Source organism: Pseudomonas sp. G1002 (genome assembly GCF_013385455.1).
In the GTDB taxonomy this organism is placed as follows: domain Bacteria; phylum Pseudomonadota; class Gammaproteobacteria; order Pseudomonadales; family Pseudomonadaceae; genus Aquipseudomonas.
This window is the reverse complement of record NZ_JACAPY010000018.1, coordinates 36478-62997: the sequence shown is the minus strand read 5'-3', so window position 1 is coordinate 62997 and position 26520 is coordinate 36478. Positions and strand designations below refer to the sequence as shown.

Genomic DNA, 26520 nt, shown 5'->3' with positions numbered 1-26520 from the left:
CCCAATGAACGCCCAGCGCCCAGTCTGCGCGGCGCCCGCCCTCGAAACGCCCGCGCCCGCCGCCAGCCAGAGCTACCAGTTTTGTAATCTCGAACACACCGAATCGGCCAGCACCGCGCTTGCCGAGGAAGTTGCGTTGGCGATTGCCTATAACGACATCAGCCAGGCGGTGATGCTGGTGACGCCAACCGACCTTGAAGACTTTATTGTCGGATTCAGCATCGGTAGCGGCATTATCGAAGACGTTAGCGACATTTATGACCTGAAAATCAGCGGTTCGGGCTCGACCCAATACGCTCAGGTGCAGATTTCCAGCCGCGCGTTCTGGAATATGAAGCAGCAGCGCCGGCAACTCGCCGGCACCAGTGGCTGTGGGCTGTGCGGCGTAGAAGCCGTGGAGCAGGCGCTGCCCAACCTCAAGGTGTTGCCCGGCGCGCCGTTGCCGCCTGCCGAATGGCTGGATGGCCTGCGCCAGCGCATCAGCGCGTTCCAACCGCTGGGCCAGTACAGCGGCGCGGTGCATGCGGCGGTGTTCATGAACAACCAGGGCGAATTGCTGCTGGGCCGTGAAGACATCGGCCGGCATAACGCCCTCGACAAGCTGATCGGTGCGCTGATCCGCCAAAAGATTCCGACCGACGGCGGCCTGGCGATTGTTACCAGTCGCTGCAGCCTCGAACTGATCCAGAAAGTCTTGCGTGCGGGCATCCAGACCCTGGTCAGCCTGTCGTCGCCCACCGGCCTGGCCCTGCAATGGGCTCGCCGGCACAACCTCAATCTCATCCACCTGCCGCAGAAAAGTGCGCCGCGGGTCTATAGCCCTGCGATGGAGAATCAAGCGTGAGTAATCATCATCAAGCCGACGACAAACCCACCCCGCGCTACAAGCCCTATAAAGGCCCGGCGGGTGGTTGGGGCGCACTGATCAGCGTGGCGCAAGCCTGGCTGACCAGCGACAACGCGCTGAAAAACATCCGCATGATGCTCAAGACCAACCAGAACGGCGGCTTCGACTGCCCGGGCTGCGCCTGGGGCGACTCGCCGGAAAGCGGCATGGTCAAGTTCTGCGAGAACGGCGCCAAGGCGGTCAACTGGGAAGCCACCAAGCGCCGGGTCGACGCGGCATTCTTCGCCAAGCACAGCGTCAGCGCGCTGCTGGAGCAGAGCGACTACTGGCTTGAGTATCAGGGCCGCCTGACCGAGCCGATGAGCTACGACGCCGAAACCGACCGTTACAAACCCATCAGCTGGGAATCGGCTTTCGACTTGATCGGCAAGCACCTCAATGCACTGCCAAACCCGGACATGGCCGAGTTCTATACCTCGGGCCGGGCCAGCAACGAAGCGGCTTACCTGTATCAACTGTTTGTGCGCGCCTACGGCACCAACAACTTCCCGGATTGCTCGAACATGTGCCACGAAGCCAGCGGCGTCGCCCTGGCGCAAAGCGTGGGCGTGGGCAAAGGCACCGTGACCTTCGATGACTTCGAGCATGCGGACGCGATTTTCGTCTGGGGCCAGAACCCCGGCACCAACCACCCACGCATGCTGGAGCCACTGCGCGAAGCGGTAAAACGCGGCGCCCAGGTGGTGTGCATCAACCCGCTGAAAGAGCGTGGCCTGGAACGCTTCCAGCACCCGCAACACCCGCTGGAAATGCTCACCAACGGCGACAAGCCAACCAACACCGCCTACTTCCGCCCGGCGCTGGGAGGCGACATGGCCATCCTGCGGGGCATGGCCAAGTTCCTGCTGCTGTGGGAACGCCAGGCCCAGGCCGAAGGCAAGGAGGCCGTGTTCGACCACGACTTCCTCAACGAACACACCGCCAACGTGCTGGATTACCTGGGCAAGATCGACGACACCTCATGGGATGAAATCGTCGAGCAGTCCGGCCTGACCCTGGTAGAGATCGAGCAAGCGGCGCGCATGTACGCCAAAGGCAAGAACGTGATCATGTGCTGGGCGATGGGCATCACCCAGCATCGCCACTCGGTGCCGACCATCCAGGAAATCGCCAACCTGATGCTGCTGCGCGGCAACATCGGCCGCCCGGGCGCGGGCCTGTGCCCGGTGCGTGGCCACAGTAACGTGCAGGGCGACCGCACCATGGGCATCAACGAACGCCCGCCGGTGGCGTTCCTCGATGCCCTGGAGCGTCGTTTCCAGTTCCAGGTGCCGCGCGATAACGGCCACAACGTGGTGGAAGCGATTCACGCCATGCTCGAAGGCCGCTCCAAGGTATTTATCGGCCTGGGCGGCAACTTCGCCCAAGCCACCCCGGACAGCCCACGCACCTTTGAAGCACTGCGCAATTGCGACCTGACCGTACAGATCAGCACCAAGCTCAACCGCAGCCACCTGATGCATGGCAAGGACGCGCTGATCCTGCCATGCCTGGGCCGCACCGACATCGACATCCAGGCCGAAGGCCCGCAAGCCGTGACCGTTGAAGACTCGTTCAGCATGGTCCACGCCTCCAACGGCCAACTGCAGCCGCTGTCGAAACAGATGAAATCCGAGCCTGCGATTCTAGCGGGCATTGCCGCCGCCACCCTGGGCAGCAAGCCGGTGGACTGGAACTGGCTGGTGGCCGATTACGACCGTATTCGCGACCTGATCGCCGACACCATTCCGGGCTTCAAGGACTTCAACGAGCGCCTGAAAAACCCGGGCGGTTTCTACCTGGGCAACTCGGCTGGCGCTCGTCGCTGGAACACCCCGTCGGGCCGCGCCAACTTCCGCCCGAACATCCTGCCCAAGGACCTGGTGCACGAACGCACCCGCAACACCGGGCAATTGCCGGACCTGATCATGCAGTCGATGCGCTCCCACGATCAGTACAACACCACCATCTATGGCCTGGACGACCGCTATCGCGGGGTCAAGGGCCAGCGGGATGTGTTGTTCGTCAACGAAGCCGACATCATCCGCCTAGGCTTCAAGCCGGGGCAGAAGGCTGACCTCGTGTCGATCTGGGACGACGGCCGTGAGCGTCGGGTGAAAGGCTTTACCTTGCTGGCATTTGATATTCCGGCGGGGCAGGCTGCGGCTTATTACCCGGAAGTGAATCCGCTGGTGCCGCTGGAAAGCACGGGGGATGGCAGCCATACGCCAACGTCGAAGTTTGTAGCGATCCGCCTGGAAGCAGCGAGTGCAACCGGCTTGATCATGGCGAAGTCGGCCTAAGCGACACCTCGCCACAGACAGCACCCGAGTTTCTTACGGGCACAAAAAAGGCCGCTTTTGCATAAAAGCGGCCGTTCCGAAGTAACTAAAGACTCGCAAAACTCACTTAAGTTCCTCATACAAAACAGTAACTTAGAGAATTGTATACAACCCATACCACTGGTCGGGTTTCGATTGTCACCGTCTCGATACAACCTCAGGATCGCGCCGTCATCCTCTTGAGGTTCCTCTATGAAGTTCTCCTCGATTCTCTTGTTGTCCCTTGGCCTGGTCAGTGGCGCAGCCATGGCCGGTGGCACCACCGAAGCCGGTGTGGGCGGCGCATTGGGCGGGGTTCTAGGTTCTGTCGTAGGTCAGCAGTTGGGCGGTAACACCGGCTCGGCGATTGGTGCAGCACTCGGCGGCGCGGGCGGCAGTGCGGTCGGCGCAGACAAGCGCAGCCGCGGTGAAGCAGCCATTGGCGGCGCATTGGGCGCGGCCGGCGGCAACGTGGTGGGTCGCAGTGTCGGCGGCAGCACCGGCAGCCTGATCGGCGCAGCAGCCGGCGGTGGCGCCGGTGGTGCACTGGGCAACTACATGGGCAACAAGAGCGATGACGATGATCGTCGTTACCGTGGGCGCGATAACCGCCGTTATGACCGCGATGACCATCGCGGGCGCGGCCATGCTTATGGGCATCGCAAAAACAAGCATCACTATCGCCACCACCGGTAACACGCGAATCGAAAGAACAACGCGGGTTTAATGTGGGAGCGGCGGTGCGCCGCTCCCACATTTGATTTTCATTGCTTCGCAGATCGTATTCAGATCACCAATCGCTGTAACGCCTCGCGCAACATCCCCGGGATCGTCACCGGCTGGTTCGACGCCCGATCCACAAACACATGCACAAACCTCCCCGCAGCACAGGCATCTTCTTCTCCCGCCTTGAACACCGCCAACTCATACTGCACCGAACTGTTGCCCAACTTGCCCACCCGCAGGCCGATCTCGATGCGGTCCGGAAAGGCAATCGAGGCGAAGTAGTCGCACGCCGAACTCACCACAAACCCAACCACTTCGCCGTCATGAATATCCAACCCGCCCTGCTCGATCAGATAGGTATTCACCGCGGTGTCGAAGAAGCTGTAGTAGGTGACGTTATTCACATGGCCATATACATCGTTGTCGTGCCAGCGCGTGATGATCGGCTGGAAGTGGCGGTAATCGGCGCGTTGTGGCATGGCGTTGGTCATCGGTAAAACCCGGGCAGGAGGAGGCTCTCTTGATACTGGGTTCAAGCACTACCCGCAAGCCTAGGTTGGGCTTTGCTCAATCGTTTGCTGGACGCACGCCATACGCTTGAGCGCTTGATCCGTCTCGGCCGATTGCTGCAGGCACTGGCGATAGGCGGTGATATAGGTCTCGACTGCAGCGCTGGCCTGCTGCGGCGTGACCCGCGCCAGATACTCCACGAACGAACGCCGGCCGATCTGGAAGTGTTGGTAATCCAGCGGAAAATCCCAATAACCACCCCAGGTCAAAAAGCCGTGTTCGGCGAACAGGTCAATCACCTCTTCTGCCCGGCCAGGGCGCGCCGGCTTGCCGGGGCGGGCATCCAGGCGGTTAACGGCAGTCGCGGTACTTGCCCTGGGCTCAACAGTGGCCTGGCCGGTGAATTCACCTCGCGGGTTACGCCCGAACAAAACGAATGGGTTTTGCAGAGGGTTAAGGTCAATTGCGGCGCCATAGGCGTGCAGCGACCACCCCGAAGCGCCACTGACCTGGCGCCCATTAAAACCACTGGTATTGTTGCGGGCCATCGAGACCTTGTCGTTGCCTCGATAGGTTTCCAGCCTGACCGCCTGATGCACCGGGAACCGACGTTGCAGCAACTGCCTGAAGATCTCCTCCACATGGGGTGCGATGGCATCCAGCACCACGAGCTGCCCGTTGTTATGCAGCACTCCGCCAAAGTCCACATAGCTGAACGTCACCCGCGCCAGGCGTGCGCAGGGCAATGGATTGGCGGCGGTGATGGTGTTGCGAAGCTGCATCTGCCGACAGTCATTCACGCTCAACGGGATGACCGAGGCCAGCGTGCCTTGTGCGACCAGCAACCCGGCGAACAGCAAGACGCCGGGGACAACACCACGAGAAAAACCAAAAGCCATGGGCAATTCCTTTGCAGAAGAAGTGAAGCGTCAAACCTTCTCACCTGCGGGCACGGTCCGGCTGTCGGCGGCGTCTGCCACTGGAAGGGAAAGCGCGACCTTCCAGACCGGAAATCAGAGTGCCTCCAACCCTGCCTCCGCCCATTCACGAACCTCTGCATAGGGATACTCCTCCAGTACCGCGAAACCTGGAATCCCTCGTGCCTTCAGCTTGGTAAACAACGGCACGCTGAGACCGCATAAAAACCGTGTCAGCCGCTCCGCGCTTGGCAAGTCGCCGCTGTACTCATGGTGGCTGTGGATAAATTCACCGCACAGCGCGAGAAAGTTTTTATCCACAAGCGGCGGCAAGCTCGGCGGCGCCGGCAAGTGGGCGACGTTACCGTGGCACACCGAGCAGTGCCCGCACTGCCGGGGCGCGTTTTCATCGCCGAAATAGTGCGCCAGGCGGTAACCCAGGCACTCCTGTGTCGCGAACAGATCCAGCATGGCGTGAATTCGCGCCACCTCCGTCACCTCATGCTGCTTGAAGCCTGTGTATAACTCCGTGCTCAGCGCCTGTGGATCGAAGTCGGTATTCAGCAGGGCGTAAACCTCGGTCATCTGCCGGCTTTCCATCTCGATCAGGCCTTGTTCCTGAAAGTAATCCAGGGCCTTCACCACCCGGTTGCGCTCGGCCTGGTGCTGTTGATACAGCGCGTCGAAGTCCACCGTCGCCCAGGTTTTCGCCCGTTTGCAGACCTGGATAATCGCTGCGACAAACTGCTGCCGCTCGCCGGTAAAACGCGCCAGCAATGCCTCTGGTTCAATCAAATACTTGAAGCGGTATTCGGCATAAAACGCGTAGCGCGGCGCGATCACAGCCTTGAGTTCAAGCTGCACGAGCAAGGTCTTCAGCGGTAGTTCACGGATGTTGCTGTGGTCCGACAGTGAGCGGAGCATAAACTCCCACTGTCCATCGGCACGGACCGCCTGTATTTCCTCCAGGACTCGGCGAATACCTTCCTGTTCCGGCGTATCGCCGTACACAAAGTTTTCCAGGATATTCAGGCTGTCGCGGTTGGCCAGAACCAGACACTCAGACGGCTGCCCGTCACGCCCGGCACGGCCGATTTCCTGGCTGTAGTTCTCGATGGATTTGGGCAGGTCGAAGTGCACCACGTTGCGGATATCGCTTTTGTCGATGCCCATGCCGAAGGCAATGGTGGCGACGATGCAGTTGGATTGACCGCCCATGAATCGCTTCTGAATGGCCTCCCGCTTATCGTGAGCCAGGCCCGCGTGATAAGCCTCGGCCTGGATTCCATTGCGATTCAAATGCTCGGCAATCTGCTCCGCGGTTTTTTGCAGCGTGACGTAGACGATGCTTGGCTGATTGGCTCGCTCCTGCATCCACGTCACCAGCCGTCGTCGCTTGTCCTGGCCACTGACGGGCTCAACCAGCAGGTTGAGGTTGGAGCGGTAGAAGCCGGTGGTGATCACATCGTCAGGGGCAATGGCGAACTTGGCCTGCATGTCGGCGATCACCTTGGGCGTCGCCGTGGCGGTCAGCAGCAGCGCCTGGGAGATGCGGAACTGGCGTTGGTAATCCGGCAGCTTCAGGTAGTCCGGGCGAAAGTTATGGCCCCATTCGGAAATGCAGTGAGCCTCATCCACCACCAGCAGCGAGATCGGCACGCTTTGCAGGAAGTTGCGAAAGCGCTCGTTCTTCAAGCGCTCCACGGAAACCATCAGGATCTTCAGCTCGCCCGAACGCGCCCGGGCCATGACGTCATTGGCATCATCGCGGCTCTGGGCCGAGTCGATGCTGCCCGCCGAGATACCGTGGCGCTGCAGGAAACCCAACTGGTCCTGCATCAGCGCCAGCAACGGCGACACCACCAGCGTCAGGTGCGGCAGCAACACGGCGGAAAGTTGATAACACAGGGACTTGCCGGAACCGGTGGGAAAAATCGCCGCCGCCGAACGGCCGGCCAGCACGGCACTGACCACCGCCTCCTGGCCCAAACGAAACTGTGGATAACCAAAGACCTGTTGGAGGGTGTTGTGCATAAGCTGTCACTCCATTGACCGCTGAACGAGCCCAAAACATAGACCAGCGCATTCAGCGAATCGAGAAAGGTCGCAAGGAAAAAAGAGTCTGGATGATACACAGCCTGGGAAGTGGAGTAGGCACCCGTAAGAATCGTTCCAACCTTACGCGGGACGCATCTCGAAACTCATTGCGCTACAATCAACCTTCGCACCGAGAGGACGCTGTCATGGCCGAACTGACGTTTGAGCAAAAGCAGGATCACTACGACAAGATCCGTCGTTCCAACTACCTGGCCAGCCTGCGCCTGGAAGGGTTCGACACCCAGCCCGCCGACGTCGACAAACCCCTGCCGACCCGCGAAGCCGTCCTCGCCAAGTACCGCAACACCCCACGCTGATGCTCGACAAATATGGCGTGGGCCAGGACCCGTACTGCTACCCCGGTAGCAGCGTCCTGCGTAACCGCCTCGATTTGTTCGACGAAGAACGCCTGCACCAGGCCGAGCGGGAACTGTCTGAAATCGCTGTCGGCAGCCTTCCGCTGTATCCCCCGCCCTACGACCTGGAACGCCTGCAATACATCCACCGCACCCTGTTCGCAGACATTTACGAATGGGCCGGGGAACTGCGTACGGTCAACATCCAGAAAGGCGACACGCTGTTCTGCACACCGGAGCGTATCCCGCCTGAGGCGAGCAAGATCATCCAGCACATGGCGCAGGCGAACTGGTTTGTCGGGGTGACGCAGGCGGAGTTGGTGACGCAAATTGCCGAGGCCTATGGCGACCTCAACGTGATCCACCCGTTTCGCGAAGGGAATGGCCGGGCGCAGCGGATTCTGTTCGAGCAGATCATCGTGAATGCCGGGTTTTCAGTGAACTGGTGGCTGGTGAAGAACGCAGCGTGGATACCGGCGAACATCGATGCGGTGGCGTGTGATTATCGGGGGTTGGAGGCGATTTTCGAGCGGTGTATCAGCACCCCGCGCTAGCCCCGATCGCTCCCTACGCTCCGCGTGGGAATGCCGCCAGGGACGCTCCGCGTCCCGTCATCCGCGCACGACCCAAGCCATGAACACTGGTGACGCGGAGCGTCACGGAATGCATTCCCACGCGGAGCGTGGGAACGATCAGTACATCACCAACGCCCTGTACCTGCTCGTCCAGGACGGTTGCGATCTACTGGAAGCCGCCCAAACCGGCATGATGCAACTCACCACCACCGACGCCGTAAAGCGAACGCCATCTGAGCAGTCGCAGAGCTAGAAATGTGGGAGCTGGCTTGCCTGCGATAGCGGAGTGTCAGACAACACCTTTACCACTGAAACACCGCCATCGCGGGCAAGCCCGGCTCCCACATTTGACCTGTTTCGTTTGAAGGATCACGGTTCGATCGATAAAGTCAGTCGCCCTGCCCACTCACGCGTAACCACCATGAACCTGGCCCCCAACTTTCCTGAAGACTTTGCCATGCAACAGCTCTTGCAACTGCTGCATGAAGAAATTGGCCTGCCTGAACATAAGACGCTGCGCCTTGAAACGGCCATCAACCTGGACCTGGGTTGCGACGGCGCCGAAGCCAATCAATTGATGGAAGCGCTGGAGCAAGGCTTCGCTGTCGACTTGAACGACTACGACGCTTATCGTTACTTCCAACCTCCCGTATTCGACGTCTTCCTGAAACACCGTGCCAAAGGCCGCGGCGACAAAATCCCGCTGACCATCGGCATGCTATACCTCGCGATCAAGACCCAACGCTGGGACACCCAAACCCTGGAAAACCTGAGCGAACACAAACCCCAAACACGCTGAAGATCAACTGTGGGAGCCGGGCTTGCCCGCGATGAGGCCCGGACAGTCAGCACACCTATAAGCCAATACACCGCAGCCTTCAAAAAATAACAAGGACCTTACATGGACGTACTAATGGGCCTGCTGGCCGCCCTGCTCTGGGGCGGCACGGACTTCCTCGTGGGCCTCAACGCCCGAGCTGTCGGCGTCAAACGCGCGGTGTACTTCGGCCAGGCGCTGGGCTTCCTGATCATGACCCTGCTGCTGGTCATATTCCCGGCCTTCCTCGTCAAATCCCTCGCGGCGCCTTTGAGTGTCTGGCTCCTGGGAGCCGCAGCAGCCCTGCTGACCGTCTCCGGCGCCCTTGCGCTGTCCAAGGCCTTCTCGCTGGGCAAAGCGGCCATTGTCGCGCCGCTGGTGACGTCCTACGGTGTCGTGACTACTTTGCTGTCATGGGCCAGCGGCGAACACATCAGCCTGATCCAACTCGGCTGCATCGCTCTCTGCGTAATTGGCGTGATCCTGTCCAGCATTCACAAGGACAATGGCGTCCCTCACAACAGTTCCAGCCGCTCAATCGCCTACGCGATGCTCGCAGCGTTGCTCTACGGCACAAGCTTTTGGGTGCAGGGCCGCTACACCCTGCCGACGCTTGGCCCGGTCACGATGCTTTGGCTTGGGTATTTGGTTGGCCTGTGCGTCCTGGTGTTGATGGTGCTTAAGATCAAAGACGGCCTGAAAATCCCACCGCTGAAAAACTGCGCAACGCTGACCAGCGCGAGCCTGATGAACCTGGGTGGGTTCTCGGCGTTCTCGTGGGGCGCAATGGCGGGGTCGGTTTCCGTGGTGACGGTGATCAGCACCCTGTCCGGTGGGATCGCCGCGATTCTGGGGTTTGTGTTTTTCAAGGAGCGGCTGTCAGCGGTGCAAGTGACCGGTGTGGTGCTGGTGTTAGTGGGAGCCGTGGTTCTGCACCTCGTCGACTGATCCTTCGCCCACAAAAAAGCCGCCCACTAGGGGCGGCTTTTTCACAACGGCCGAATCTTACAACTTCGGACCCGCAGCCTTGATCGCATCGCTCACTTCAAACTTCTTGAAGTTCTCGATGAACAGACCCGCCAGCGCTTTCGCCGCTTCATCGTAGGCAGCCTTGTCAGCCCAAGTGTTACGTGGGTTCAACAGGCCAGTCTCGACGCCCGGTACAGCCAATGGCACGTCCAGGTTGATGGTGTCCAGGTGCTCGGTCTCGGCACCAATCAACGCACCGCTCTGGATCGCTGCAATCACGCCACGGGTGGTCGGGATGTTGAAGCGCTTGCCAACGCCGTAGCCGCCGCCGGTCCAGCCGGTGTTGACCAGGTAGACCTTGGAGCCGAAGCCGCGCACGCGCTTGATCAGCAGTTCTGCGTATTCACCAGCCGGGCGTGGGAAGAATGGCGCGCCGAAGCAGGTGGAGAAGGTCGACTTGATGCCGCCGCCCGAACCCATTTCGGTCGAGCCCACCAGAGCGGTGTAGCCGGACAGGAAGTGGTAGGCCGCTTGTTCTTCGCTGAGGATCGACACGGGCGGCAGTACGCCGGTCAGGTCGCAGGTCAGGAAGATCACAGCGTTTGGCTCGCCACCGAGGTTTTTCTCGGAACGCTTGGCCACGTGCTCCAGCGGGTAGGCGGCGCGGCTGTTCTGGGTCAGGCTGACGTTGGTGTAGTCGGCGTGCTTGGCATCGTCGATCACCACGTTTTCGAGCACGGTGCCGTGCTTGATGGCTTTCCAGATCACCGGCTCGTTCTTCTCGGACAGGTCGATGCACTTGGCATAGCAACCGCCTTCGATGTTGAACACCACACCTTCGCCCCAGCCGTGTTCGTCGTCGCCGATCAGGTAGCGGCTTTCGTCGGCGGACAGGGTGGTTTTACCGGTGCCCGACAGACCGAAGAACAGGGTCACGTCGCCGGCTTCGCCGATGTTGGCTGCGCAGTGCATCGGCAGCACGTCGGAGGCCGGCAGCAGGAAGTTCTGCACCGAGAACATGGCTTTTTTCATTTCACCGGCATAACGCATGCCGGCGATCAGGACTTTTTTCTGGGCGAAGTTGAGGATCACGCAACCGTCGGAGTTGGTGCCGTCACGCTCTGGCACGCACTCGAAGTTGGCCACGTTGAGCACTTGCCACTCGTCACGACCGGCCGGGTTGTACTGGGCCGGGTTGATGAACAGGCAACGACCGAACAGGTTCTGCCAGGCAGTCTGGGTGGTCATTTTCACGGCCAGGTAGTGGTCTTCTGCAGCCCCTACGTGAACGTGGGAAACGAAATGCTCTTGCGCGTTGTTGAATGCCTCGACGCGAGCCCACAGGGCATCGAACTTGTCGGCCGGGAACTTGCGGTTGATCGGGCCCCAGGCAATGGCAGCCTGGGTGGAAGGCTCTTCAACGATGAAGCGGTCGACTGGCGAACGGCCGGTACGGTGACCGGTTTCTACGACCAGCGCACCGGTATCGGCAAGCACGCCTTCACCGCGCTGCAGGGCTTCTTTGACCAGATCGTCAACACTCAGATCGGTGTATACGGCGTTATTGGCTTGCGTCATGAGGTTCCCCGTCGGCCAGTGGCCGAGTGCTCCAAACGTTTTGTAGTAGAAAGTTGCGCACTACTACCGCGAAAAAAGTGGGCCGGATTATGCCAGAAAAGCCCAAAAAGAGTAGGGCCCTCCGGTCAGAACGGCGGAAATCCGGCGTTTGTCAGGTGATTTACCTGTGCTTAAACGTTTTAGTGGCGGGTGCCTGAAGGGGTATCTACGCCCGCGCCGGCGAATAATTGAGCAATATCGGCAGCGTCGAACAGGTAGCGCTGGTTGCAGAACTGGCAGTCGATCTCGATGTTGCCACCGTGTTCCACCACCAGGTCCTGCGCATCTTCCAGGCCCAGGCTGACCAGGGCAGTTGCCGAGCGCTCGCGGGAGCAGCTGCAGTGGAAGCGCAGGGACTGCACGTCGAACAGGCGCACGGCCTCTTCGTGGTAGAGGCGGTGCAGGATGGTTTCGTTATCCAGGCCCAGCAACTCTTCGGCTTTCAGGGTGCCGGCCAGGGCGGTGATGTGGGCCCAGCTGTCGGCGCGGTCTTCTTCGTCCTTGATGCGGTCGGCCGGCAGTTGTTGCAGCAGCAGGCCACGGGCGCGCTTGCCGTCGGCGTTGAGCCAGAAGCGGGTGCCCACTTGCTGGGACATCACGAAATAATTGGTGAAGCAGTCGGACAGGGTTTCGCCGTCGAGGTCGACGATACCCTGGTAACGCTGGCCTACCGTCGGGTCGACGGTCAGGGCCAGCACGCCGTCTGGCATCAGGTCAGCCAGGGTCGCATCGGCGGCGATGCGGTCCGCGTCGTAGCGGGCCAACCCACGGATTTCGCGCTCGCTGGAGCATTCGATCATCAGCAGCGGGATCGGGCCTTCGGAACGGGCCTGCAGGATCAGCAAGCCATCGAACTTCAGGGTGCCCACCAGCAGCGAGGCAGCCGCCATCAGTTCGCCGAGCAATTGCGCGACCGGCTCCGGATAGGGGTGCTTGGCGAGGACTTCGGCATAGCTGCGCTCCAGGGCGACCAGTTCGCCGCGGGCGTCGCTGTCGTCGAAGATGAAGCGTTGGGTGAAGTCGGTATCCGGTAGATCAGTCATAGGTCTGGGTATCTGAATTGATGACAAAAAGATGACAAGGTTTATAGAATTACACGCTTTAGCACCGTTTTGGTGCGGCCTTCTGTGGGAAAACGAAGCGCTTTAAAGCAAAGAGGAAACAGTTTATGAACAATCCGGGTTTGTTCCAAGCCAGGTGGGACCTCGGGCGATTGGCCCTGTGTAATTTACTCGCTGTGGGGCTGTTGTGTTTCTGGCTCTGGCCGGCGGGCCAGGCGCTCTGCACGGTTTTCGACGAGTGGCTGTTTCATCTGCTCAATGACCCGCTGGCAAGCAGCTCGGCGTGGCTGCATGTGTGGGCGGTGGCCAGTTTGCGGCCGTTTGACGCGGTGGTCGGGGTGATTCTGCTGACGCTGTTGGTCCGTGGCGACTGGGTGTTCAAGGCGATTGAAGTGCGCCAGGCGTTTTTCGGCTTCCTGGGCATTTTGCTGCTGTTGCTGTTTATCCGCATGCTGTTTTCCAAGCTGGCGGCGCAAATGGGCTGGCAACACCATAGCCCGTCGATGGTGATCAGCGGCGCGATTCAGATGAGCGACTATTTCCCGGGCCTGGAGAAGACATGGGAGTTGAAGGACCGCTCCAGCCAGAGCTTCCCGGGGGATCATGCATCGGTATTGCTGATCTGGGGGATGTTCATGACCGTGTTTGCCAAGCGGATCGGGCAGGTGCTGGTGATCTGGGGCTTGGCGCTGCTGTTCATGATGCCGCGGCTGGTGGCCGGTGCGCATTGGGGGCAGGACGATTATATCGGTGGGGTGTTGCTGGCGCTGTTGGCGTTGGGCTGGGGTTACTACACGCCCTTTGCAGCGAAGGTTTCGCGGGGGCTGGTGCGAGTGACGAGCCCGGTGTTTGAGTTGTTTCGGCGAGTACCGCTGGTTAATCGCTTGAGCGTGATTCGCAGCGTTTGAGTTGAAATAGCAGGAGCCGACCTGGCTCCTGCGGTCTGCCGATTAATCATCATTGCCACTGCCGCGAAACTTGAACAGGTCGCGCCGCTGCTTCTTGCTTGGCTTGCCGTCGGTGGTCATGCCCAGGGAGCCGGCCTTGCGCATGGCCGCCGCGTTTTCGCGCTTGGCGATGCTGGCTTCGGTCTCGGTATACAACGCCTGCGCCTCGGGAGCGCCCCTTCGCACAATTGAAAGGGCCTGGACTACGACGGTTCGCTCATCAAACCCGGCACGGATCTGAAACTCATCGCCGACGCGTGGCTCCTTGCCGGGCTTGCAACGCTCGCCGCGCCAATGCACCTTGCCACTCTCGATCGCCGCCTTGGCCAAGGCACGGGTCTTGAAGAAACGCGCCGCCCACAACCACTTGTCCAAACGGACTTTTTCTTCCTCTTCCTGCTTCTGAACCACTTGAATTCCTCGCTCTGAAAAATGTCGCAACTTTACCGTTGAAACCCTTCAACGCATAAACCCTTGAGCTCACCTAAGATACGCCAGGTAGCATCCTGTTTTCGCGAGGTTAACGTGTGACCGACTTTCCCATTTCACTGACCTCGCCCAAACAAGCCTGTGCGGGCTGCCAGCAAAGTGAGCCGCTGGGCTTTGAGTTCGCCTTTGCGTATCAGCCTATCGTGGACCTGCGTGACCAGTCGGTCTTTGCCCATGAAGCCTTGGTGCGCGGCGTGAATGGTGAGGGCGCGATGTCGGTGCTGGATCAGGTCAACGACAGCAATCGCTACCGTTTCGACCAGCAATGCCGCACCCGCGCGATCGCCACCGCTTCGACACTCAACATGCAGACGCACCTTTCAATCAACTTCATGCCCAATGCGGTCTATCGACCAGAACTGTGCATCCGCAGCACCCTGGAGGCGGCCCGCGCGCATAATTTTCCGTTGGATCGGCTGATTTTCGAGACCCTGGAAAGCGAGCATGTAGATAACTATCGCCATTTGACGAATATTCTGCGTGAATACCGCGAATTCGGCTTCAAGACCGCCATCGACGATTTCGGGGCGGGCTATTCGGGGCTGAATCTGCTGGCCGATTTCCAACCTGACCTGATCAAACTCGACATGGCGCTGATCCGCGATGTCGACCGTGATCGTGTCCGTCAGGTGATCGTCCGGGGGATTGTCACAATCTGTGAGCAGTTGGGCGTTACTGTCATCGCCGAGGGCATCGAAAGTGCCGGCGAGCGGGACTTTCTCGCCGACTGTGGAATATTTCTGATGCAGGGCTACTGGTTCGCCAAGCCTGCATTCAAAGCCCTGGCCGAGGTATCACCCGCCGCTTGGGCGAATTAATTGCCGGTTATTCATATTGAAGACATTTGACCATTTGACCGTTGTGGGTCTGCGTGAGTGGGTGGCACTTCCCGACTTGGGAGTGGCAGGCCTGCGCGCCAAGATCGACACCGGCGCCAGTACCTCAAGCCTGCATGCCACCGAGATCGAGCCATTTGAGCGCGACGGTGCAAAGTGGGTGCGCTTCACCGCGCACCTGGGCAGCGTGGTGCAACTGCGTCACCGGCGCTGCGAAGCACCGCTGGTGGCGATGAAAACCATTAAAAGCTCCAACGGCCAGGCCCAGGTGCGGTATGTGATCAGCACCACCCTGGCCCTGGGCGATCGGGTATGGCGGGTGGAATTCACCCTCGCCTGCCGCAAGGCCATGCGTTACCGCCTGTTGCTGGGCTCCAAGGCCCTGATTGACGGCCAACTGGTGGTCAGTCCCGGCGTCAAATACGTTCAAGACAAGCCGGTGTTCCCGGTCTCTACTACCTCTGCCACAGGTGCTGCATGAAGATCGCTGTGCTGTCGCGTAACCCGCGTCTGTATTCCACCCGTCGCCTGGTCGAGGCCGGCACCGAACGTGGCCATGAGATGGTGGTGATCGATACGTTGCGCGCCTATATGAACATTGCCAGTCATAAGCCGCAGATCCACTACCGGGGCAAACCGCTGGAAGGCTTCGATGCGGTGATCCCGCGTATCGGTGCTTCCGTGACGTTCTATGGCTGCGCGGTACTGCGCCAGTTTGAAATGATGGGGGTGTCTCCCCTCAATGAATCGGTGGCTATCGCCCGTTCGCGGGACAAGCTGCGCTCGCTGCAGTTGCTATCGCGCCGTGGCATTGGCTTGCCGGTCACCGGCTTTGCGCACTCCCCGGATGACATTCCCGACCTGATCGAGATGGTCAACGGCGCGCCGCTGGTGATCAAGGTGCTGGAAGGCACCCAGGGCATCGGCGTGGTGCTGTGTGAAACCGCGACTGCGGCCGAGTCGGTGATCGAGGCGTTCATGGGCCTCAAGCAGAACATCATGGTGCAGGAGTACATCAAGGAAGCCGGCGGTGCGGATATCCGCTGCTTCGTGGTGGGCGACAAGGTGATTGCCGCGATGAAGCGCCAGGCCAAGCCGGGTGAGTTTCGGTCCAACCTGCACCGTGGCGGCAGTGCCAGCCTGATCAAGATCACCCCGGAAGAACGCATGACCGCACTGCGGGCAGCCAAGGTCATGGGGTTGAGCGTGGCGGGTGTGGATATATTGCGCTCCAACCACGGGCCGCTGGTGATGGAGGTGAACTCGTCACCGGGCCTGGAAGGAATTGAGACCACCACCGGCAAGGATGTGGCGGGGATCATCATTCAGCATCTGGAGAAGAGTGGTGGGCCGAATATGACCAGGACCAAAGGCAAAGGTTGAGGACACCCAACCTGTAAAGCACCGCAAAACCAGTGTGGGAGCGGGCTTGCTCGCGAAGGCGGTGGATCAGTCGACATTTCTATGGACTGACCCACCGCCTTCGCGAGCAAGCCCGCTCCCACATTTAGACCGCGTCCCTGGGCAACATCAGCCCCAACGGCAAGCGCACTCGCGCTTCCAGGCCGCCATCCGGCCGGTTGCGCAATTCGACATTGCCGCCATGCATCGAAGCAATCCGCCGCACAATCGCCAGCCCCAGGCCCGTGCCTTTGCCACCCCGGGCACGGTCGCCGCGGGTGAACGGGTTGAAGATACCTTCCAGTTCCGCCGGATCGATACCGGCCCCACGGTCCATGACACTCAGCACCACGTAAGGCGCACTGGTATCCCCGGAAACGTAGGCTGCTACTTCCACATCGGAACCAGCGTGATGCAGCGCGTTACCAATCAGGTTATTCAGCAGGCGCTTCATCGAAACCCGACGCAACGCGAACGGCTGGATCGGCTCCAGGCGCATGCGCACCTGCTCGCCATTCTGGTTGTAAGGCGCCACCACCTCGCGAACCAGGTCCGTCAGGTCGACCTCTTCCACCACCTCGTCCCGGCCATCGCGGATAAACGCCAGGAACTGGTCGAGAATCGCGTCCATGTCCTCGATGTCTCGAACCATGTCGTCGGTAAGGTCGGTGTGGTTACCCATCAGTTCCAGGGAAAGCCGCAGACGCGTCAGCGGCGTGCGCAGGTCATGGGACACCCCCGCCAGCATCAGCTCGCGCTCGCGCCCCGCCTGTTCGACATCCTCGGCCATCTGGTTGAACGCGCTGTACACCTCGGTCATTTCACTCGGCGTATCGCTGATGGGCAGGCGCACACTGCGGCCCTGGCCCAGCTGGCGTGCGGCAAACACCAGGCGCTTGAGCGGCTGATTGAGCTGGCGCACGAAAATCCAGGCAGACGCGGTGGAAAGCAAGCCAATCGCCAGGAACCAGCCCAGCACGTTCCAGATCTTCTGCCCCCGCAACGGATGCGGATACAGCGGCACTTTCAGCCAGTCCTCCCCCAGGCTCGGCGCTCGCACCCACAGCGCCGGCGACACATGCATGCGCAGCCGCACCTCGGTGTCTTCACCCAGTTCGGCCTGCATCTGGCGCTGGTAGATTTCGCTATAGGGCCAATGTTGCTCGCCCTCGGGCACGCCCGCGCCCGCGACCCGGACCAGGGTAGCGGCCTTGGCGATCTTCTCGCGGTTCTCGGGGTCTGCGGCCCAATAGGCGCGCAAGGTCAGCGCGACACCGTGGCTGTACTGCCGGTCCACCAGCACGTCTTCGTTCATCAACAGATAAACCAGTGTCAGGGCCTTGGAAAACAGTACGACGATGAGCACCAGCCAAAGGGTGCGTGAGAAGAAACTCTGCGGGAACCACAACGGGGTTTTCATAAAAGACAGCTGGACACCTTGCAGGAGCGAGCCAAGCTCGCAGAATTGCAAACGCCGGGCAACCGGCTGACTCTTATCGAGTCATCACCGGCACGCCCGCCTCTGCAAATCATCGGTCACTTGGTTGCAGTGCCATCCGGCACAAACACGTAACCCACACCCCACACCGTCTGGATATAACGCGGCTTGGATGGATCGGGCTCGATCATCCGGCGCAGACGGGAGATCTGTACGTCGATGGAGCGTTCCAGGGCGTCCCACTCGCGGCCACGGGCCAGGTTCATCAGCTTGTCGCGGGTCAGCGGCTGGCGAGCGTTCATCACCAGTGCCTTGAGCACGGCGAATTCGCCGGTGGTCAGCATGTGCACTTCATCGCCACGCTTGAGCTCACGGGTGGCCAGCGACAGCTCGTAGTCACCGAAGGTCACGCTTTCGTCTTCGCTGCCTGGGGCACCCGGTACCGGGGCGGCCTGGCGACGCAGTACGGCCTTGACACGTGCCATCAGCTCGTCCGGGTTGAACGGCTTGGCCAGGTAATCGTCGGCGCCCAGTTCCAGGCCCTTGATGCGGCTCAGCTCATCGCCCTTGGCGGTCAGCATGATGATCGGGATCTGATTGTTGGCGCCGCGCAGGCGTTTGCAGGCGGTCAGGCCGTCTTCGCCGGGCAGCATCAGGTCCAGCACCACCAGGTTGAAGACTTCACGTCCCAACAGGCGGTCCATCTGTTCGGTGTTTGGCACCGCGCGGGCACGGTAGCCCTTGGAGTTGAAGAAACGCTCCAGCAGGCTGCTCAGCCCCGGATCGTCATCAACGATGAGAATTTTTTCGCCTTCAGCAGTTTGTGCAGTGCTGCTCATTAGATGCTCCTCTTATCTCGGCGCGCATTATGGCGTAGCTGCCGTTATACGCACCGTGTGCATTGTTAGCAGATTTTTCCTCTACCGCCAGCGAACCCGCGCCCTACAACCTTGGCGGCAATCCCCCCAAGGGCAGAACGCTGGTTATAATGCGGCGCCTTTGTGCAGGGCAACGTCAGTTCGTTACCGTTTACTGCCAGGGGATTTTTTTCACCCGCTTGTAGTGATTTTTTCGATTTCGAGGGTCAATAGGCTGCCTCTTGACCCAGGCAGCGGCGCCAGACGGGCCGCTCAACCAGCCTCGCGAGCCTTGTTTTCCGGGCCTGCGAGCCTGCTTTCAGAATTTCAGGTGGTTTTATGGACAGCATCAACAGCCGCATCGCCGAGGAACTCGGCGTACGCCCACAACAGGTCGAAGCGGCCGTCGCTCTACTGGATGAAGGCTCCACAGTGCCCTTCATCGCCCGTTACCGTAAAGAAGTCACCGGCAGCCTCGATGATATCCAGTTGCGGCATCTGGAAGAGCGCCTGCGCTACCTGCGAGAACTCGACGAACGGCGTATCAGCATCCTCGCCAGCATTGAAGAGCAAGGCAAGCTGACCCCGCAGCTGGAACGCGACATCAAGCTCGCCGACACCAAGACCCGCCTCGAAGACTTGTACCTCCCGTACAAGCAGAAGCGCCGCACCAAGGGCCAGATCGCCCTGGAAGCCGGCCTCGGCGAGCTGGCCGACGGTCTGTTCAACGACCCGTCCCTGGCCCCGGAAACCGAAGCTGCACGCTTTGTCGATGCCGAAAAAGGCGTGGCCGACGTCAAGGCCGCCCTCGAAGGCGCCAAGTACATCCTCATGGAGCGCTTCGCCGAAGACGCCAACCTGCTGGAAAAACTGCGCAACTACCTGAAGCAGGAAGCCACCCTCAGTGCCCGCGTAATCGCCGGCAAGGAAGAGGAAGGCGCCAAGTTCCGCGATTACTTCGAACACGACGAGCCGCTGAAAAGCATGCCGTCCCACCGTGCACTGGCGATTTTCCGCGGCCGCAACGAAGGCATCCTGAGCTCCGCGCTGAAAGTCGGCGACGAGCTGCCAGGCACCATGCACCCGTGCGAAGGCATGATCGGTCAACAGTTCGGCATCCAGAATCAGAATCGTCCTGCGGACAAGTGGCTCAGTGAAGTCGTGCGCTGGACCTGGAAGGTCAAGCTCTACACCCACCTGGAAACCGACCTGCTGGGCGAGTTGCGCGACGGCGCCGAAACCGAAGCCATCAGCGTATTCGCCCACAACCTGCACGACCTGCTGCTGGCCGCACCCGCCGGCCCACGCGCGACCCTGGGCCTCGACCCGGGCCTGCGCACCGGCTGCAAGGTTGCCGTGGTCGACGCCACCGGCAAGCTGCTGGATCACGCCACGGTTTACCCCCACGTGCCGCACAACAAGTGGGACCAGACCATCGCCATCCTGGCCGCCCTGTGCGCCAAGCACTCGGTGGACCTGATTGCCATCGGCAACGGCACCGCCAGCCGTGAAACCGACAAGCTGGCCGCCGAGCTGATCAAAAAATACCCAGGCATGCAGATGACCAAGGTGATGGTCTCCGAGGCCGGCGCTTCGGTGTACTCCGCGTCTGAACTGGCTTCCAAGGAATTCCCGGACCTCGACGTGTCGATCCGTGGCGCCGTGTCCATCGCTCGCCGCCTGCAGGACCCACTGGCCGAGCTGGTGAAGATCGATCCGAAATCCATCGGCGTCGGCCAGTACCAGCACGACGTGTCGCAGCTGAAACTGGCTCGCGGCCTGGACGCCGTGGTTGAAGACTGCGTGAACGCCGTGGGCGTGGACGTAAACACCGCTTCAGTTGCGCTGCTGGCCCGCATCTCCGGCCTCAACGCCACCCTGGCGCAGAACATCGTGACCCACCGCGACGAAAACGGTGCGTTCAAGACCCGTGCAGCGCTGAAAAAAGTCGCACGCCTTGGCGAAAAAACCTTCGAGCAAGCCGCCGGCTTCCTGCGCGTCATGAACGGTGACAACCCGCTGGATTCCTCGGCTGTCCACCCGGAAGCCTACCCGCTGGTACAACGCATCGCCGCTGAAACCGACCGCGACATCCGCTCGCTGATCGGCGACGCCGCGTTCCTCAAGCGCCTGGACCCGAAGAAGTACACCGACGAAACCTTCGGCGTGCCGACCATCACCGACATCCTGCAAGAGCTGGAAAAACCTGGCCGCGACCCGCGTCCCGAGTTCAAGACCGCCGAATTCCAGGAAGGCGTCGAAGACCTCAAGGACCTGCAACTGGGGATGATCCTCGAAGGCGTGGTGACCAACGTGACCAACTTCGGCGCGTTTGTGGATATCGGCGTGCATCAGGACGGTTTGGTGCACATCTCTGCGCTTTCGGAGAAGTTCATCAAGGACCCGCGTGAAGCGGTGAAAGCCGGTGATGTGGTCAAGGTCAAGGTCATGGAAGTCGACATCCCGCGCAAACGCGTCGGCCTGTCGATGCGCATGAGCGACACCCCGGGCGAGAAAATCGACGGTGCCCGCGGCGCACGCCCGGGCTCGGCGCCACGCCAGTCCCAAGGCGCCGCCCCCCGCAAGGAAACCGCTGCGCCAGCCCCGGCCAACAACGCCATGGCTTCGCTGTTCGCCAACGCCAAACAACTGAAGAAACGTTAATGGAACTGCCAGCCGGCTTGACCCACAGCGCTTTCAGCGAACTCATTGGCTGCCGCCTGCAGCGCCTGGAAACCGGTGTTGCCAAGGTGGCCTTGACCCTGGAACCGCAGTTGCGCAACCGCGCTGGCAAGCTCCATGGCGGGGCGATCTTCAGCCTGGTGGACATTGCCATGGGGCTGGCGTGTTCCAGCTCCCATGGTTTCGACCAGCAGAGCGCGACCATCGAATGCAAGATCAACTACATCCGCGCCGTTTCCGACGGCGATGTGCTGTGCACCGCCCGGGTGATTCACCCGGGCCGGCGCACGCTGGTGGTCGAGGCGGACGTGTACCAGGACGAAAAACTGGTCGCAAAAGCACAAGGCACCTTCGCTGTCCTATAGCTCCCTGTCATCGATTTGAGTTAATTTCGGCGCTTCGAAAGTTGCGCCGAACTTTTCCTCGTGCGCGATAGCCAGATTCAGGGACGAGGGCGGCTCTTTCAGAGTGGGTCAATCCGGCTCAAAAACCAGGCGATAACGCCAGTTTCCACTTCACCCTTGTAGACCGTCCTGACCACCCCCATATTGGGGCGACTGACGCGTGAAGGAATCCAACTTGAGCGAACTTCTCAACCGCCGCCTGGCCCTGCTCGGCAAGCACGAACACCTCTCTTTGCTCGAGCAATGCCTGCACGGCATCGAGCGCGAATGCCTGCGCGTCACCGGTGAAGGCCGACTGGCACAAACGCCGCATCCCGAGGCCCTGGGCGCTGCACTGACCCACGAACAGATCACCACCGACTATTCCGAGTCGCTGCTTGAATTCATCACGCCGGCGTTGCCCAACCCGGCCGATACCCTGAGCAGCCTCGACAAGATCCACCGTTTTGCCTACAGCAAGCTCGGCAGCGAGTACCTGTGGAGTCCATCGATGCCGTGCCCGTTGCCGGCCGAGGAAGATATTCCGATTGCCTACTACGGCACCTCCAACATCGGACAGCTCAAGTACGTGTATCGCAAGGGCCTGGCCCTGCGGTACGGCAAGACCATGCAGTGCATCGCCGGGATCCACTACAACTTTTCCCTGCCGGAAGACCTCTGGCCGTTGCTCAAGGAAGCCGAAGGCTTCGTGGGCACCGACCGGGATTACCAGTCCACGGCCTATATCGCGCTGATCCGTAACTTCCGCCGCTACAGCTGGCTGCTGATGTACCTGTTCGGCGCCTCGCCGGCCCTGGACGCGGGTTTCCTGCGCGGTCGTTCGCACCAGCTCGAAGTGCTGGACGCCGACACCCTGTACCTGCCGTACGCCACCAGCCTGCGCATGAGCGACCTGGGTTACCAGAGCAACGCCCAGGCCGGCCTGACGCCGTGCTACAACGACCTGGCGAGCTACACCGACAGCCTGCGCGAAGCTGTGGCAACGCCCTACGCACCGTACGTCGAAGTCGGTACCCATAAGGACGGTGAGTGGGTTCAGCTCAACACCAACATCCTGCAGATCGAAAACGAGTACTACTCCAACATCCGGCCCAAGCGCGTGACCTACACCGGCGAACGGCCGATCCAGGCGCTGATGGCCCGTGGCATCCAGTACATTGAAGTGCGTTGCCTGGACATCAACCCGTTCCTGCCGATGGGCATCGACTTGCAAGAGTCGCGCTTCCTCGATGCGTTCCTGCTGTATTGCGCGCTGAATGACAGCCCGCTGTTCGCCGACAATGAGTGCGGCAACGCCACCTCCAACTTCCTCAGCGTGGTCAAGGAAGGCCGCCGTCCGGGCTTGCAATTGCAGCGCCGTGGCGAATCGGTGGACATGAAGGAATGGGCGGCAGAGCTGCTGGAGCAGATTGCTCCGCTGGCGGCGATGCTGGACCAGAGCCAGGGCATCAATGAACACAGCCAGGCGCTGGACGCGCAGCTGGCGAAGGTCAAGGATTCGTCCCTGACCCCGTCGGCCCAGGTGCTGGCGGCGATGAGCGAGCGTAAAGAGAGCTTTGCGCAGTTCTCGCTGCATCAGAGCCAGGTGCATGCGGAGTACTTCCGCAGCGAGCCGTTGAAGGCAGAGGAACAGGCACGCTTTGAAGAGCTGGCGCGCAGTTCGCTGGCGCAGCAGGCGGAGCTTGAGCAGAACGAAGTGGGTGATTTTGACGTGTTTGTCGGGTCGTACCAGGCGAGCATCCTCGCCATCAGCAACTAAAAGCCTGACACAGACCCCTGTGGGAGCGGGCTTGCTCGCGAAAGCGTTGTATCAGTCGATGTATTCGGTGACTGATTCACCGCTTTCGCGAGCAAGCCCGCTCCCACATTTGACCTATGCGCCTTCTAGCCTGGGGCGCGAGTTTCTCCTCATAAGCTAATTCGAAAATGTTATTTATTTTCGGATTCTTAGATCATTTAGTCTTCTCACACGCCGACCTCCGGCCGCCTGATGAGGACTTCCCCCTTGAAACTGCACTTCCCCCTTCGCCTCTTGGCGGCGTTGTCCCTGGCCGGTGCCAGCCTGTTTGCCCAGGCCGCCGACGTGACCATCGCTTACCAGACCACCGTTGACCCGGCGAAAGTCGCCCAGGCCGACGGCGCTTACGAAAAAGCCACCAACGCCAAGATCGACTGGCGCAAATTCGACAACGGTGCCGACATCATCGCCGCCATCGCTTCCGGTGACGTGCAGATCGGCTACCTCGGTTCCAGCCCGCTGACCGCTGCCGTGACCCGCAAGGTTCCGGTGGAAACCTTCCTGATCGCCACCCAGATCGGCGGGGCCGAGGCCCTGGTGGCCCGCAACGGTTCCGGGATCAATGGCCCGCAGGACCTGATCGGCAAGAAAGTCGCCGTGCCATTCGTTTCCACCGGCCACTACAGCCTGCTGGCCGCGTTGAAGCACTGGAACATCGACCCGTCCAAAGTGACCATCCTCAACCTCGCCCCGCCGGCCATCATCGCCGCCTGGAAACGTGGTGATATCGACGCCACCTACGTGTGGGACCCAGCGCTTGGCGTAGCCAAGGAAAACGGCAAGGTGCTGATCACGTCCGGCGAACTGGCCAAGTTCGGCGCGCCGACCTTCGATGCCTGGATCGTGCGTAAGGATTTCGCCGAGAAGCACCCGGAAATCGTCACGGCTTTTGCCAAGGTCACCCTGGATGCCTACGCCGCTTACCGCAAAGACCCACAAGCCTGGCTGGCTGACAAAGGCAACGTAGACAAACTGGTGAAGCTCTCCGGGGCCAAGGCCAGCGACATTCCGCTGCTGCTGCAAGGCAACGTCTACCCGCTGGCGGCTGACCAGGTCACCCTGCTCGGCGCACCGACCACCAAGGCTGTCACCGATACCGCCGCGTTCCTCAAGGAACAAGGCAAGGTCGACGCCGTACTGCCGGACTACGCCCCGTACGTCAGCCCGAAGTTCATCACTAACTGATACCAGGAGTTAACCGCGATGGCCTTGCTACAACTGGAGCGCATCAGCGCACAGTACCCAGGCAGCCCGGAGCCAGTACTGGCAGATATTTCCCTGAGCCTTGGGCCCCAGCAATTGCTGGTGGCCCTCGGCCCTTCCGGCAGTGGCAAGACTTCGCTGTTGAACCTGATTGCCGGCTTTGTCGAACCCAGCGCCGGGCGCATCACCCTTGACGGTGTGCCGGTAAAAGGACCGAGCGCCGAACGCGGCGTGGTGTTCCAGGACGACGCCCTGCTGCCCTGGCAGGACGTGCTGGCCAACGTCGGCTTCGGCCTGGAGTTGGCAGGCGTGCCCAAGGACCAGCGGGAAATCCGCGCCCGGGAAATGCTCGCCCTGGTGGACCTCGCCGGTTTCGACAGCCGTCGTATCTGGCAACTCTCCGGTGGCCAGAAGCAACGTGTCGGCCTGGCCCGTGCATTGGCTGCCGACCCCCGCGTACTGCTGATGGACGAACCCTTCGGCGCCCTCGATGCCTTCACCCGCGAACAGATGCAGGAGCTGTTGCTGCAAGTCTGGCGGCGCACGGCCAAACCGGTATTCCTGATTACCCACGACATCGAAGAAGCGGTGTTCCTCGCCACGGATTTGATTCTGCTGGCGCCCAACCCCGGCCAGATCGTCGAGCGCCTGAGCCTGGACTTCGGCCAGCGCTACGCCGCCGGTGAGTCGGCACGCGCGATCAAGTCCGACCCGCGCTTTATCGAAACCCGCGAACACGTGCTGGGCAAGGTGTTCTCCCAACGGCAGGTGTCCGCATGAGCAGTTACGAATTACCGGCCACGGCCACCAAGCCGGCGAGCAAACCCGTCGTGCCCGTACGCCGCAGCCTGAGCACCCGCTGGATCAGCGTGCTGACCCTGGTGACCCTGGTTGCCATCTGGTGGGCCGTGACCGCCAGCGGGCTGATCGAGCCGCTGTTCCTGCCACCGCCTTCGGCCGTGCTGCAAAAAGGCTGGCTGCTGGCGACCACCGGCTATATGGATTCCACCCTGTGGCAGCACCTGGGCGCGAGCCTCAAGCGCATCGGCCTGGGCCTCGGCTTTGCCGTGCTGACCGCCGTGCCGGTGGGGATTGCCATCGGTTCCAACCGCATCGCCCGGGGCATTCTCGACCCGCTGATCGAGTTCTACCGGCCGATTCCACCACTGGCCTACCTGCCGCTGATCGTGATCTGGTGCGGCATCGGCGAGCTGTCCAAAGTACTGCTGATCTACCTGGCGATTTTTGCGCCGATTGCCATCGCGACCGCCACCGGCGTACGTACCGTCGACCCGGCCAAACTGCGCGCCGCGCAGTCGTTGGGCGCTACCCGGGCACAACTGATCCGCCATGTGATCCTGCCGAGCGCCCTGCCCGACATCCTCACCGGCGTGCGGATTGGCCTGGGCGTGGGTTGGTCGACCCTGGTAGCCGCAGAATTGATCGCGGCCACCAGCGGCCTGGGCTTCATGGTGCAGTCCGCCGCGCAATTCCTGGTCACCGACGTGGTGGTGCTGGGGATTCTGGTGATCGCGCTGATCGCCTTCGCCATGGAAATGGGCTTGCGTGCCCTGCAGCGCAAATTGGTGCCGTGGCATGGCCAGGCACACTGA

The 26520-nt window shown here is 61.0% G+C and carries 26 protein-coding genes; 18 read left to right on the top strand and 8 right to left on the bottom strand.

Annotation, left to right across the window (positions count from 1 at the left end; genetic code table 11):
* The first annotated feature begins 4 nt into the window (after nucleotides 1-4).
* The 3 genes from fdhD to HX801_RS08715 all read left to right on the top strand — a co-directional run bounded on the left by fdhD (nucleotide 5) and on the right by HX801_RS08715 (nucleotide 3903).
* Nucleotides 5-844, top strand: a complete 840-nt coding sequence (gene fdhD, locus HX801_RS08725) for a formate dehydrogenase accessory sulfurtransferase FdhD (RefSeq protein ID WP_008435774.1) — start codon at nucleotides 5-7, stop codon at nucleotides 842-844.
* Nucleotides 841-3189 carry an FdhF/YdeP family oxidoreductase gene (locus HX801_RS08720; RefSeq protein WP_177021898.1) on the top strand — a complete coding sequence of 783 codons (2349 nt, stop codon included), beginning with the start codon at nucleotides 841-843 and terminating at the stop codon, nucleotides 3187-3189. Before fdhD ends, HX801_RS08720 begins: the two co-directional genes overlap by 4 nt.
* A gap of 231 nt (nucleotides 3190-3420) precedes the next feature.
* Nucleotides 3421-3903 (top strand): glycine zipper domain-containing protein, encoded by a 483-nt coding sequence (locus tag HX801_RS08715; protein ID WP_008435777.1) that lies wholly within the window; start codon nucleotides 3421-3423, stop codon nucleotides 3901-3903.
* Between the two features lie 89 nt (nucleotides 3904-3992).
* Here HX801_RS08715 and HX801_RS08710 read toward each other — a convergent pair whose 3' ends face one another.
* The 3 genes from HX801_RS08710 to HX801_RS08700 all read right to left on the bottom strand — a co-directional run bounded on the left by HX801_RS08710 (nucleotide 3993) and on the right by HX801_RS08700 (nucleotide 7394).
* A complete protein-coding gene (locus HX801_RS08710) occupies nucleotides 3993-4424 on the bottom strand; it encodes a thioesterase family protein (protein WP_003213207.1) in 432 nt (143 codons plus the stop codon).
* A 60-nt stretch (nucleotides 4425-4484) separates the two neighbouring features.
* Nucleotides 4485-5342, bottom strand: a complete 858-nt coding sequence (locus HX801_RS08705; RefSeq protein ID WP_134325551.1) for a M15 family metallopeptidase — start codon at nucleotides 5340-5342, stop codon at nucleotides 4485-4487.
* 114 nt (nucleotides 5343-5456) lie between these two features.
* Nucleotides 5457-7394, bottom strand: a complete 1938-nt coding sequence (locus HX801_RS08700) for an ATP-dependent DNA helicase RecQ (protein ID WP_177021897.1) — start codon at nucleotides 7392-7394, stop codon at nucleotides 5457-5459.
* 209 nt (nucleotides 7395-7603) lie between these two features.
* On the opposite strand from HX801_RS08700, the gene HX801_RS08695 reads away from it, so the two are divergent.
* The 5 genes from HX801_RS08695 (at nucleotide 7604) to HX801_RS08675 (ending at nucleotide 10153) form a co-directional block, all read left to right on the top strand.
* Nucleotides 7604-7774, top strand: coding sequence for a YhfG family protein (locus tag HX801_RS08695; protein WP_003213201.1), 171 nt, complete (start codon nucleotides 7604-7606; stop codon nucleotides 7772-7774).
* Entirely contained in the window at nucleotides 7774-8367 is a 594-nt protein-coding gene (locus HX801_RS08690) for a putative adenosine monophosphate-protein transferase Fic (protein WP_177021896.1), read from the top strand. The genes HX801_RS08695 and HX801_RS08690 overlap by 1 nt, the downstream gene beginning before the upstream one ends.
* Nucleotides 8368-8476: 109 nt before the next feature.
* Nucleotides 8477-8641, top strand: a complete 165-nt coding sequence (locus tag HX801_RS08685) for a hypothetical protein (RefSeq protein WP_177021880.1) — start codon at nucleotides 8477-8479, stop codon at nucleotides 8639-8641.
* A gap of 168 nt (nucleotides 8642-8809) precedes the next feature.
* Nucleotides 8810-9187, top strand: coding sequence for a DUF1493 family protein (locus HX801_RS08680; protein WP_177021895.1), 378 nt, complete (start codon nucleotides 8810-8812; stop codon nucleotides 9185-9187).
* A 114-nt stretch (nucleotides 9188-9301) separates the two neighbouring features.
* On the top strand, nucleotides 9302-10153 hold the full coding sequence (locus HX801_RS08675; protein WP_087692724.1) for a DMT family transporter: 852 nt from the start codon (nucleotides 9302-9304) through the stop codon (nucleotides 10151-10153).
* A gap of 57 nt (nucleotides 10154-10210) precedes the next feature.
* On the opposite strand, the gene HX801_RS08670 is transcribed toward HX801_RS08675, so the two are convergent.
* Nucleotides 10211-11752: a phosphoenolpyruvate carboxykinase gene (locus tag HX801_RS08670; RefSeq protein ID WP_177009301.1), complete on the bottom strand. Its 1542-nt coding sequence runs from the start codon at nucleotides 11750-11752 to the stop codon at nucleotides 10211-10213.
* A gap of 179 nt (nucleotides 11753-11931) precedes the next feature.
* Entirely contained in the window at nucleotides 11932-12834 is a 903-nt protein-coding gene (hslO, locus tag HX801_RS08665; protein WP_102367891.1) for an Hsp33 family molecular chaperone HslO, read from the bottom strand.
* Between the two features lie 125 nt (nucleotides 12835-12959).
* Between hslO and HX801_RS08660 the strand changes: the two genes are divergently transcribed.
* A complete protein-coding gene (locus HX801_RS08660) occupies nucleotides 12960-13760 on the top strand; it encodes a phosphatase PAP2 family protein (RefSeq protein ID WP_177021894.1) in 801 nt (266 codons plus the stop codon).
* A 42-nt stretch (nucleotides 13761-13802) separates the two neighbouring features.
* Here the strand turns inward: HX801_RS08660 and HX801_RS08655 are convergent, their stop codons facing one another.
* Complete coding sequence (locus tag HX801_RS08655) at nucleotides 13803-14210, bottom strand: S4 domain-containing protein (protein WP_177021893.1); 408 nt, start codon at nucleotides 14208-14210, stop codon at nucleotides 13803-13805.
* 116 nt (nucleotides 14211-14326) lie between these two features.
* On the opposite strand from HX801_RS08655, the gene HX801_RS08650 reads away from it, so the two are divergent.
* From HX801_RS08650 to rimK, 3 genes are read left to right on the top strand one after another with little or no spacing between them, the layout of a single operon-like run.
* Complete coding sequence (locus HX801_RS08650; protein WP_177021892.1) at nucleotides 14327-15106, top strand: EAL domain-containing protein; 780 nt, start codon at nucleotides 14327-14329, stop codon at nucleotides 15104-15106.
* A 34-nt stretch (nucleotides 15107-15140) separates the two neighbouring features.
* Nucleotides 15141-15605, top strand: coding sequence for an ATP-dependent zinc protease (locus tag HX801_RS08645; RefSeq protein WP_371132397.1), 465 nt, complete (start codon nucleotides 15141-15143; stop codon nucleotides 15603-15605).
* Nucleotides 15602-16507 carry a 30S ribosomal protein S6--L-glutamate ligase gene (gene rimK / locus HX801_RS08640; RefSeq protein ID WP_003213178.1) on the top strand — a complete coding sequence of 302 codons (906 nt, stop codon included), beginning with the start codon at nucleotides 15602-15604 and terminating at the stop codon, nucleotides 16505-16507. Before HX801_RS08645 ends, rimK begins: the two co-directional genes overlap by 4 nt.
* 124 nt (nucleotides 16508-16631) lie before the next feature.
* On the opposite strand, the gene HX801_RS08635 is transcribed toward rimK, so the two are convergent.
* Together HX801_RS08635 and ompR are read right to left on the bottom strand one after the other, a co-directional pair.
* The gene (locus HX801_RS08635; protein WP_003213176.1) at nucleotides 16632-17945 is read right to left on the bottom strand and encodes an ATP-binding protein; all 1314 of its coding nucleotides are present in this window, start codon (nucleotides 17943-17945) and stop codon (nucleotides 16632-16634) included.
* A 116-nt stretch (nucleotides 17946-18061) separates the two neighbouring features.
* Nucleotides 18062-18802: a two-component system response regulator OmpR gene (gene ompR / locus HX801_RS08630; protein WP_003213175.1), complete on the bottom strand. Its 741-nt coding sequence runs from the start codon at nucleotides 18800-18802 to the stop codon at nucleotides 18062-18064.
* A gap of 357 nt (nucleotides 18803-19159) precedes the next feature.
* Here ompR and HX801_RS08625 point away from each other — a divergent pair, with 357 nt between their 5' ends.
* The 6 genes from HX801_RS08625 (at nucleotide 19160) to tauC (ending at nucleotide 26520) form a co-directional block, all read left to right on the top strand.
* On the top strand, nucleotides 19160-21484 hold the full coding sequence (locus HX801_RS08625) for a Tex family protein (protein ID WP_102367889.1): 2325 nt from the start codon (nucleotides 19160-19162) through the stop codon (nucleotides 21482-21484).
* Nucleotides 21484-21867, top strand: coding sequence for a PaaI family thioesterase (locus HX801_RS08620; protein WP_177021891.1), 384 nt, complete (start codon nucleotides 21484-21486; stop codon nucleotides 21865-21867). The genes HX801_RS08625 and HX801_RS08620 overlap by 1 nt, the downstream gene beginning before the upstream one ends.
* A gap of 214 nt (nucleotides 21868-22081) precedes the next feature.
* Nucleotides 22082-23665 carry a glutamate--cysteine ligase gene (gene gshA / locus HX801_RS08615; protein WP_008435798.1) on the top strand — a complete coding sequence of 528 codons (1584 nt, stop codon included), beginning with the start codon at nucleotides 22082-22084 and terminating at the stop codon, nucleotides 23663-23665.
* A gap of 246 nt (nucleotides 23666-23911) precedes the next feature.
* The gene (gene tauA, locus HX801_RS08610) at nucleotides 23912-24889 is read left to right on the top strand and encodes a taurine ABC transporter substrate-binding protein (RefSeq protein ID WP_177021890.1); all 978 of its coding nucleotides are present in this window, start codon (nucleotides 23912-23914) and stop codon (nucleotides 24887-24889) included.
* Between the two features lie 18 nt (nucleotides 24890-24907).
* Nucleotides 24908-25687: a taurine ABC transporter ATP-binding subunit gene (gene tauB, locus HX801_RS08605; protein ID WP_023659332.1), complete on the top strand. Its 780-nt coding sequence runs from the start codon at nucleotides 24908-24910 to the stop codon at nucleotides 25685-25687.
* A complete protein-coding gene (gene tauC, locus HX801_RS08600) occupies nucleotides 25684-26520 on the top strand; it encodes a taurine ABC transporter permease TauC (protein ID WP_003213163.1) in 837 nt (278 codons plus the stop codon). Before tauB ends, tauC begins: the two co-directional genes overlap by 4 nt.

Coding starts and splice junctions, on each gene's coding strand:
- tauB (WP_023659332.1), top strand. CDS start 24,908: ATGGCCTTGCTACAACTGGAGCGCATCAGCGCACAGTACCCAGGCAGC.
- tauC (WP_003213163.1), top strand. CDS start 25,684: ATGAGCAGTTACGAATTACCGGCCACGGCCACCAAGCCGGCGAGCAAA.
- HX801_RS08705 (WP_134325551.1), bottom strand. CDS start 5,342: ATGGCTTTTGGTTTTTCTCGTGGTGTTGTCCCCGGCGTCTTGCTGTTC.
- rimK (WP_003213178.1), top strand. CDS start 15,602: ATGAAGATCGCTGTGCTGTCGCGTAACCCGCGTCTGTATTCCACCCGT.
- HX801_RS08670 (WP_177009301.1), bottom strand. CDS start 11,752: ATGACGCAAGCCAATAACGCCGTATACACCGATCTGAGTGTTGACGAT.
- hslO (WP_102367891.1), bottom strand. CDS start 12,834: ATGACTGATCTACCGGATACCGACTTCACCCAACGCTTCATCTTCGAC.
- HX801_RS08620 (WP_177021891.1), top strand. CDS start 21,484: ATGGAACTGCCAGCCGGCTTGACCCACAGCGCTTTCAGCGAACTCATT.
- HX801_RS08700 (WP_177021897.1), bottom strand. CDS start 7,394: ATGCACAACACCCTCCAACAGGTCTTTGGTTATCCACAGTTTCGTTTG.
- HX801_RS08715 (WP_008435777.1), top strand. CDS start 3,421: ATGAAGTTCTCCTCGATTCTCTTGTTGTCCCTTGGCCTGGTCAGTGGC.
- HX801_RS08635 (WP_003213176.1), bottom strand. CDS start 17,945: ATGAAAACCCCGTTGTGGTTCCCGCAGAGTTTCTTCTCACGCACCCTT.
- HX801_RS08710 (WP_003213207.1), bottom strand. CDS start 4,424: ATGACCAACGCCATGCCACAACGCGCCGATTACCGCCACTTCCAGCCG.
- fdhD (WP_008435774.1), top strand. CDS start 5: ATGAACGCCCAGCGCCCAGTCTGCGCGGCGCCCGCCCTCGAAACGCCC.
- HX801_RS08690 (WP_177021896.1), top strand. CDS start 7,774: ATGCTCGACAAATATGGCGTGGGCCAGGACCCGTACTGCTACCCCGGT.
- HX801_RS08675 (WP_087692724.1), top strand. CDS start 9,302: ATGGGCCTGCTGGCCGCCCTGCTCTGGGGCGGCACGGACTTCCTCGTG.
- HX801_RS08680 (WP_177021895.1), top strand. CDS start 8,810: ATGAACCTGGCCCCCAACTTTCCTGAAGACTTTGCCATGCAACAGCTC.
- HX801_RS08695 (WP_003213201.1), top strand. CDS start 7,604: ATGGCCGAACTGACGTTTGAGCAAAAGCAGGATCACTACGACAAGATC.
- HX801_RS08625 (WP_102367889.1), top strand. CDS start 19,160: ATGGACAGCATCAACAGCCGCATCGCCGAGGAACTCGGCGTACGCCCA.
- HX801_RS08660 (WP_177021894.1), top strand. CDS start 12,960: ATGAACAATCCGGGTTTGTTCCAAGCCAGGTGGGACCTCGGGCGATTG.
- HX801_RS08685 (WP_177021880.1), top strand. CDS start 8,477: ATGCATTCCCACGCGGAGCGTGGGAACGATCAGTACATCACCAACGCC.
- ompR (WP_003213175.1), bottom strand. CDS start 18,802: ATGAGCAGCACTGCACAAACTGCTGAAGGCGAAAAAATTCTCATCGTT.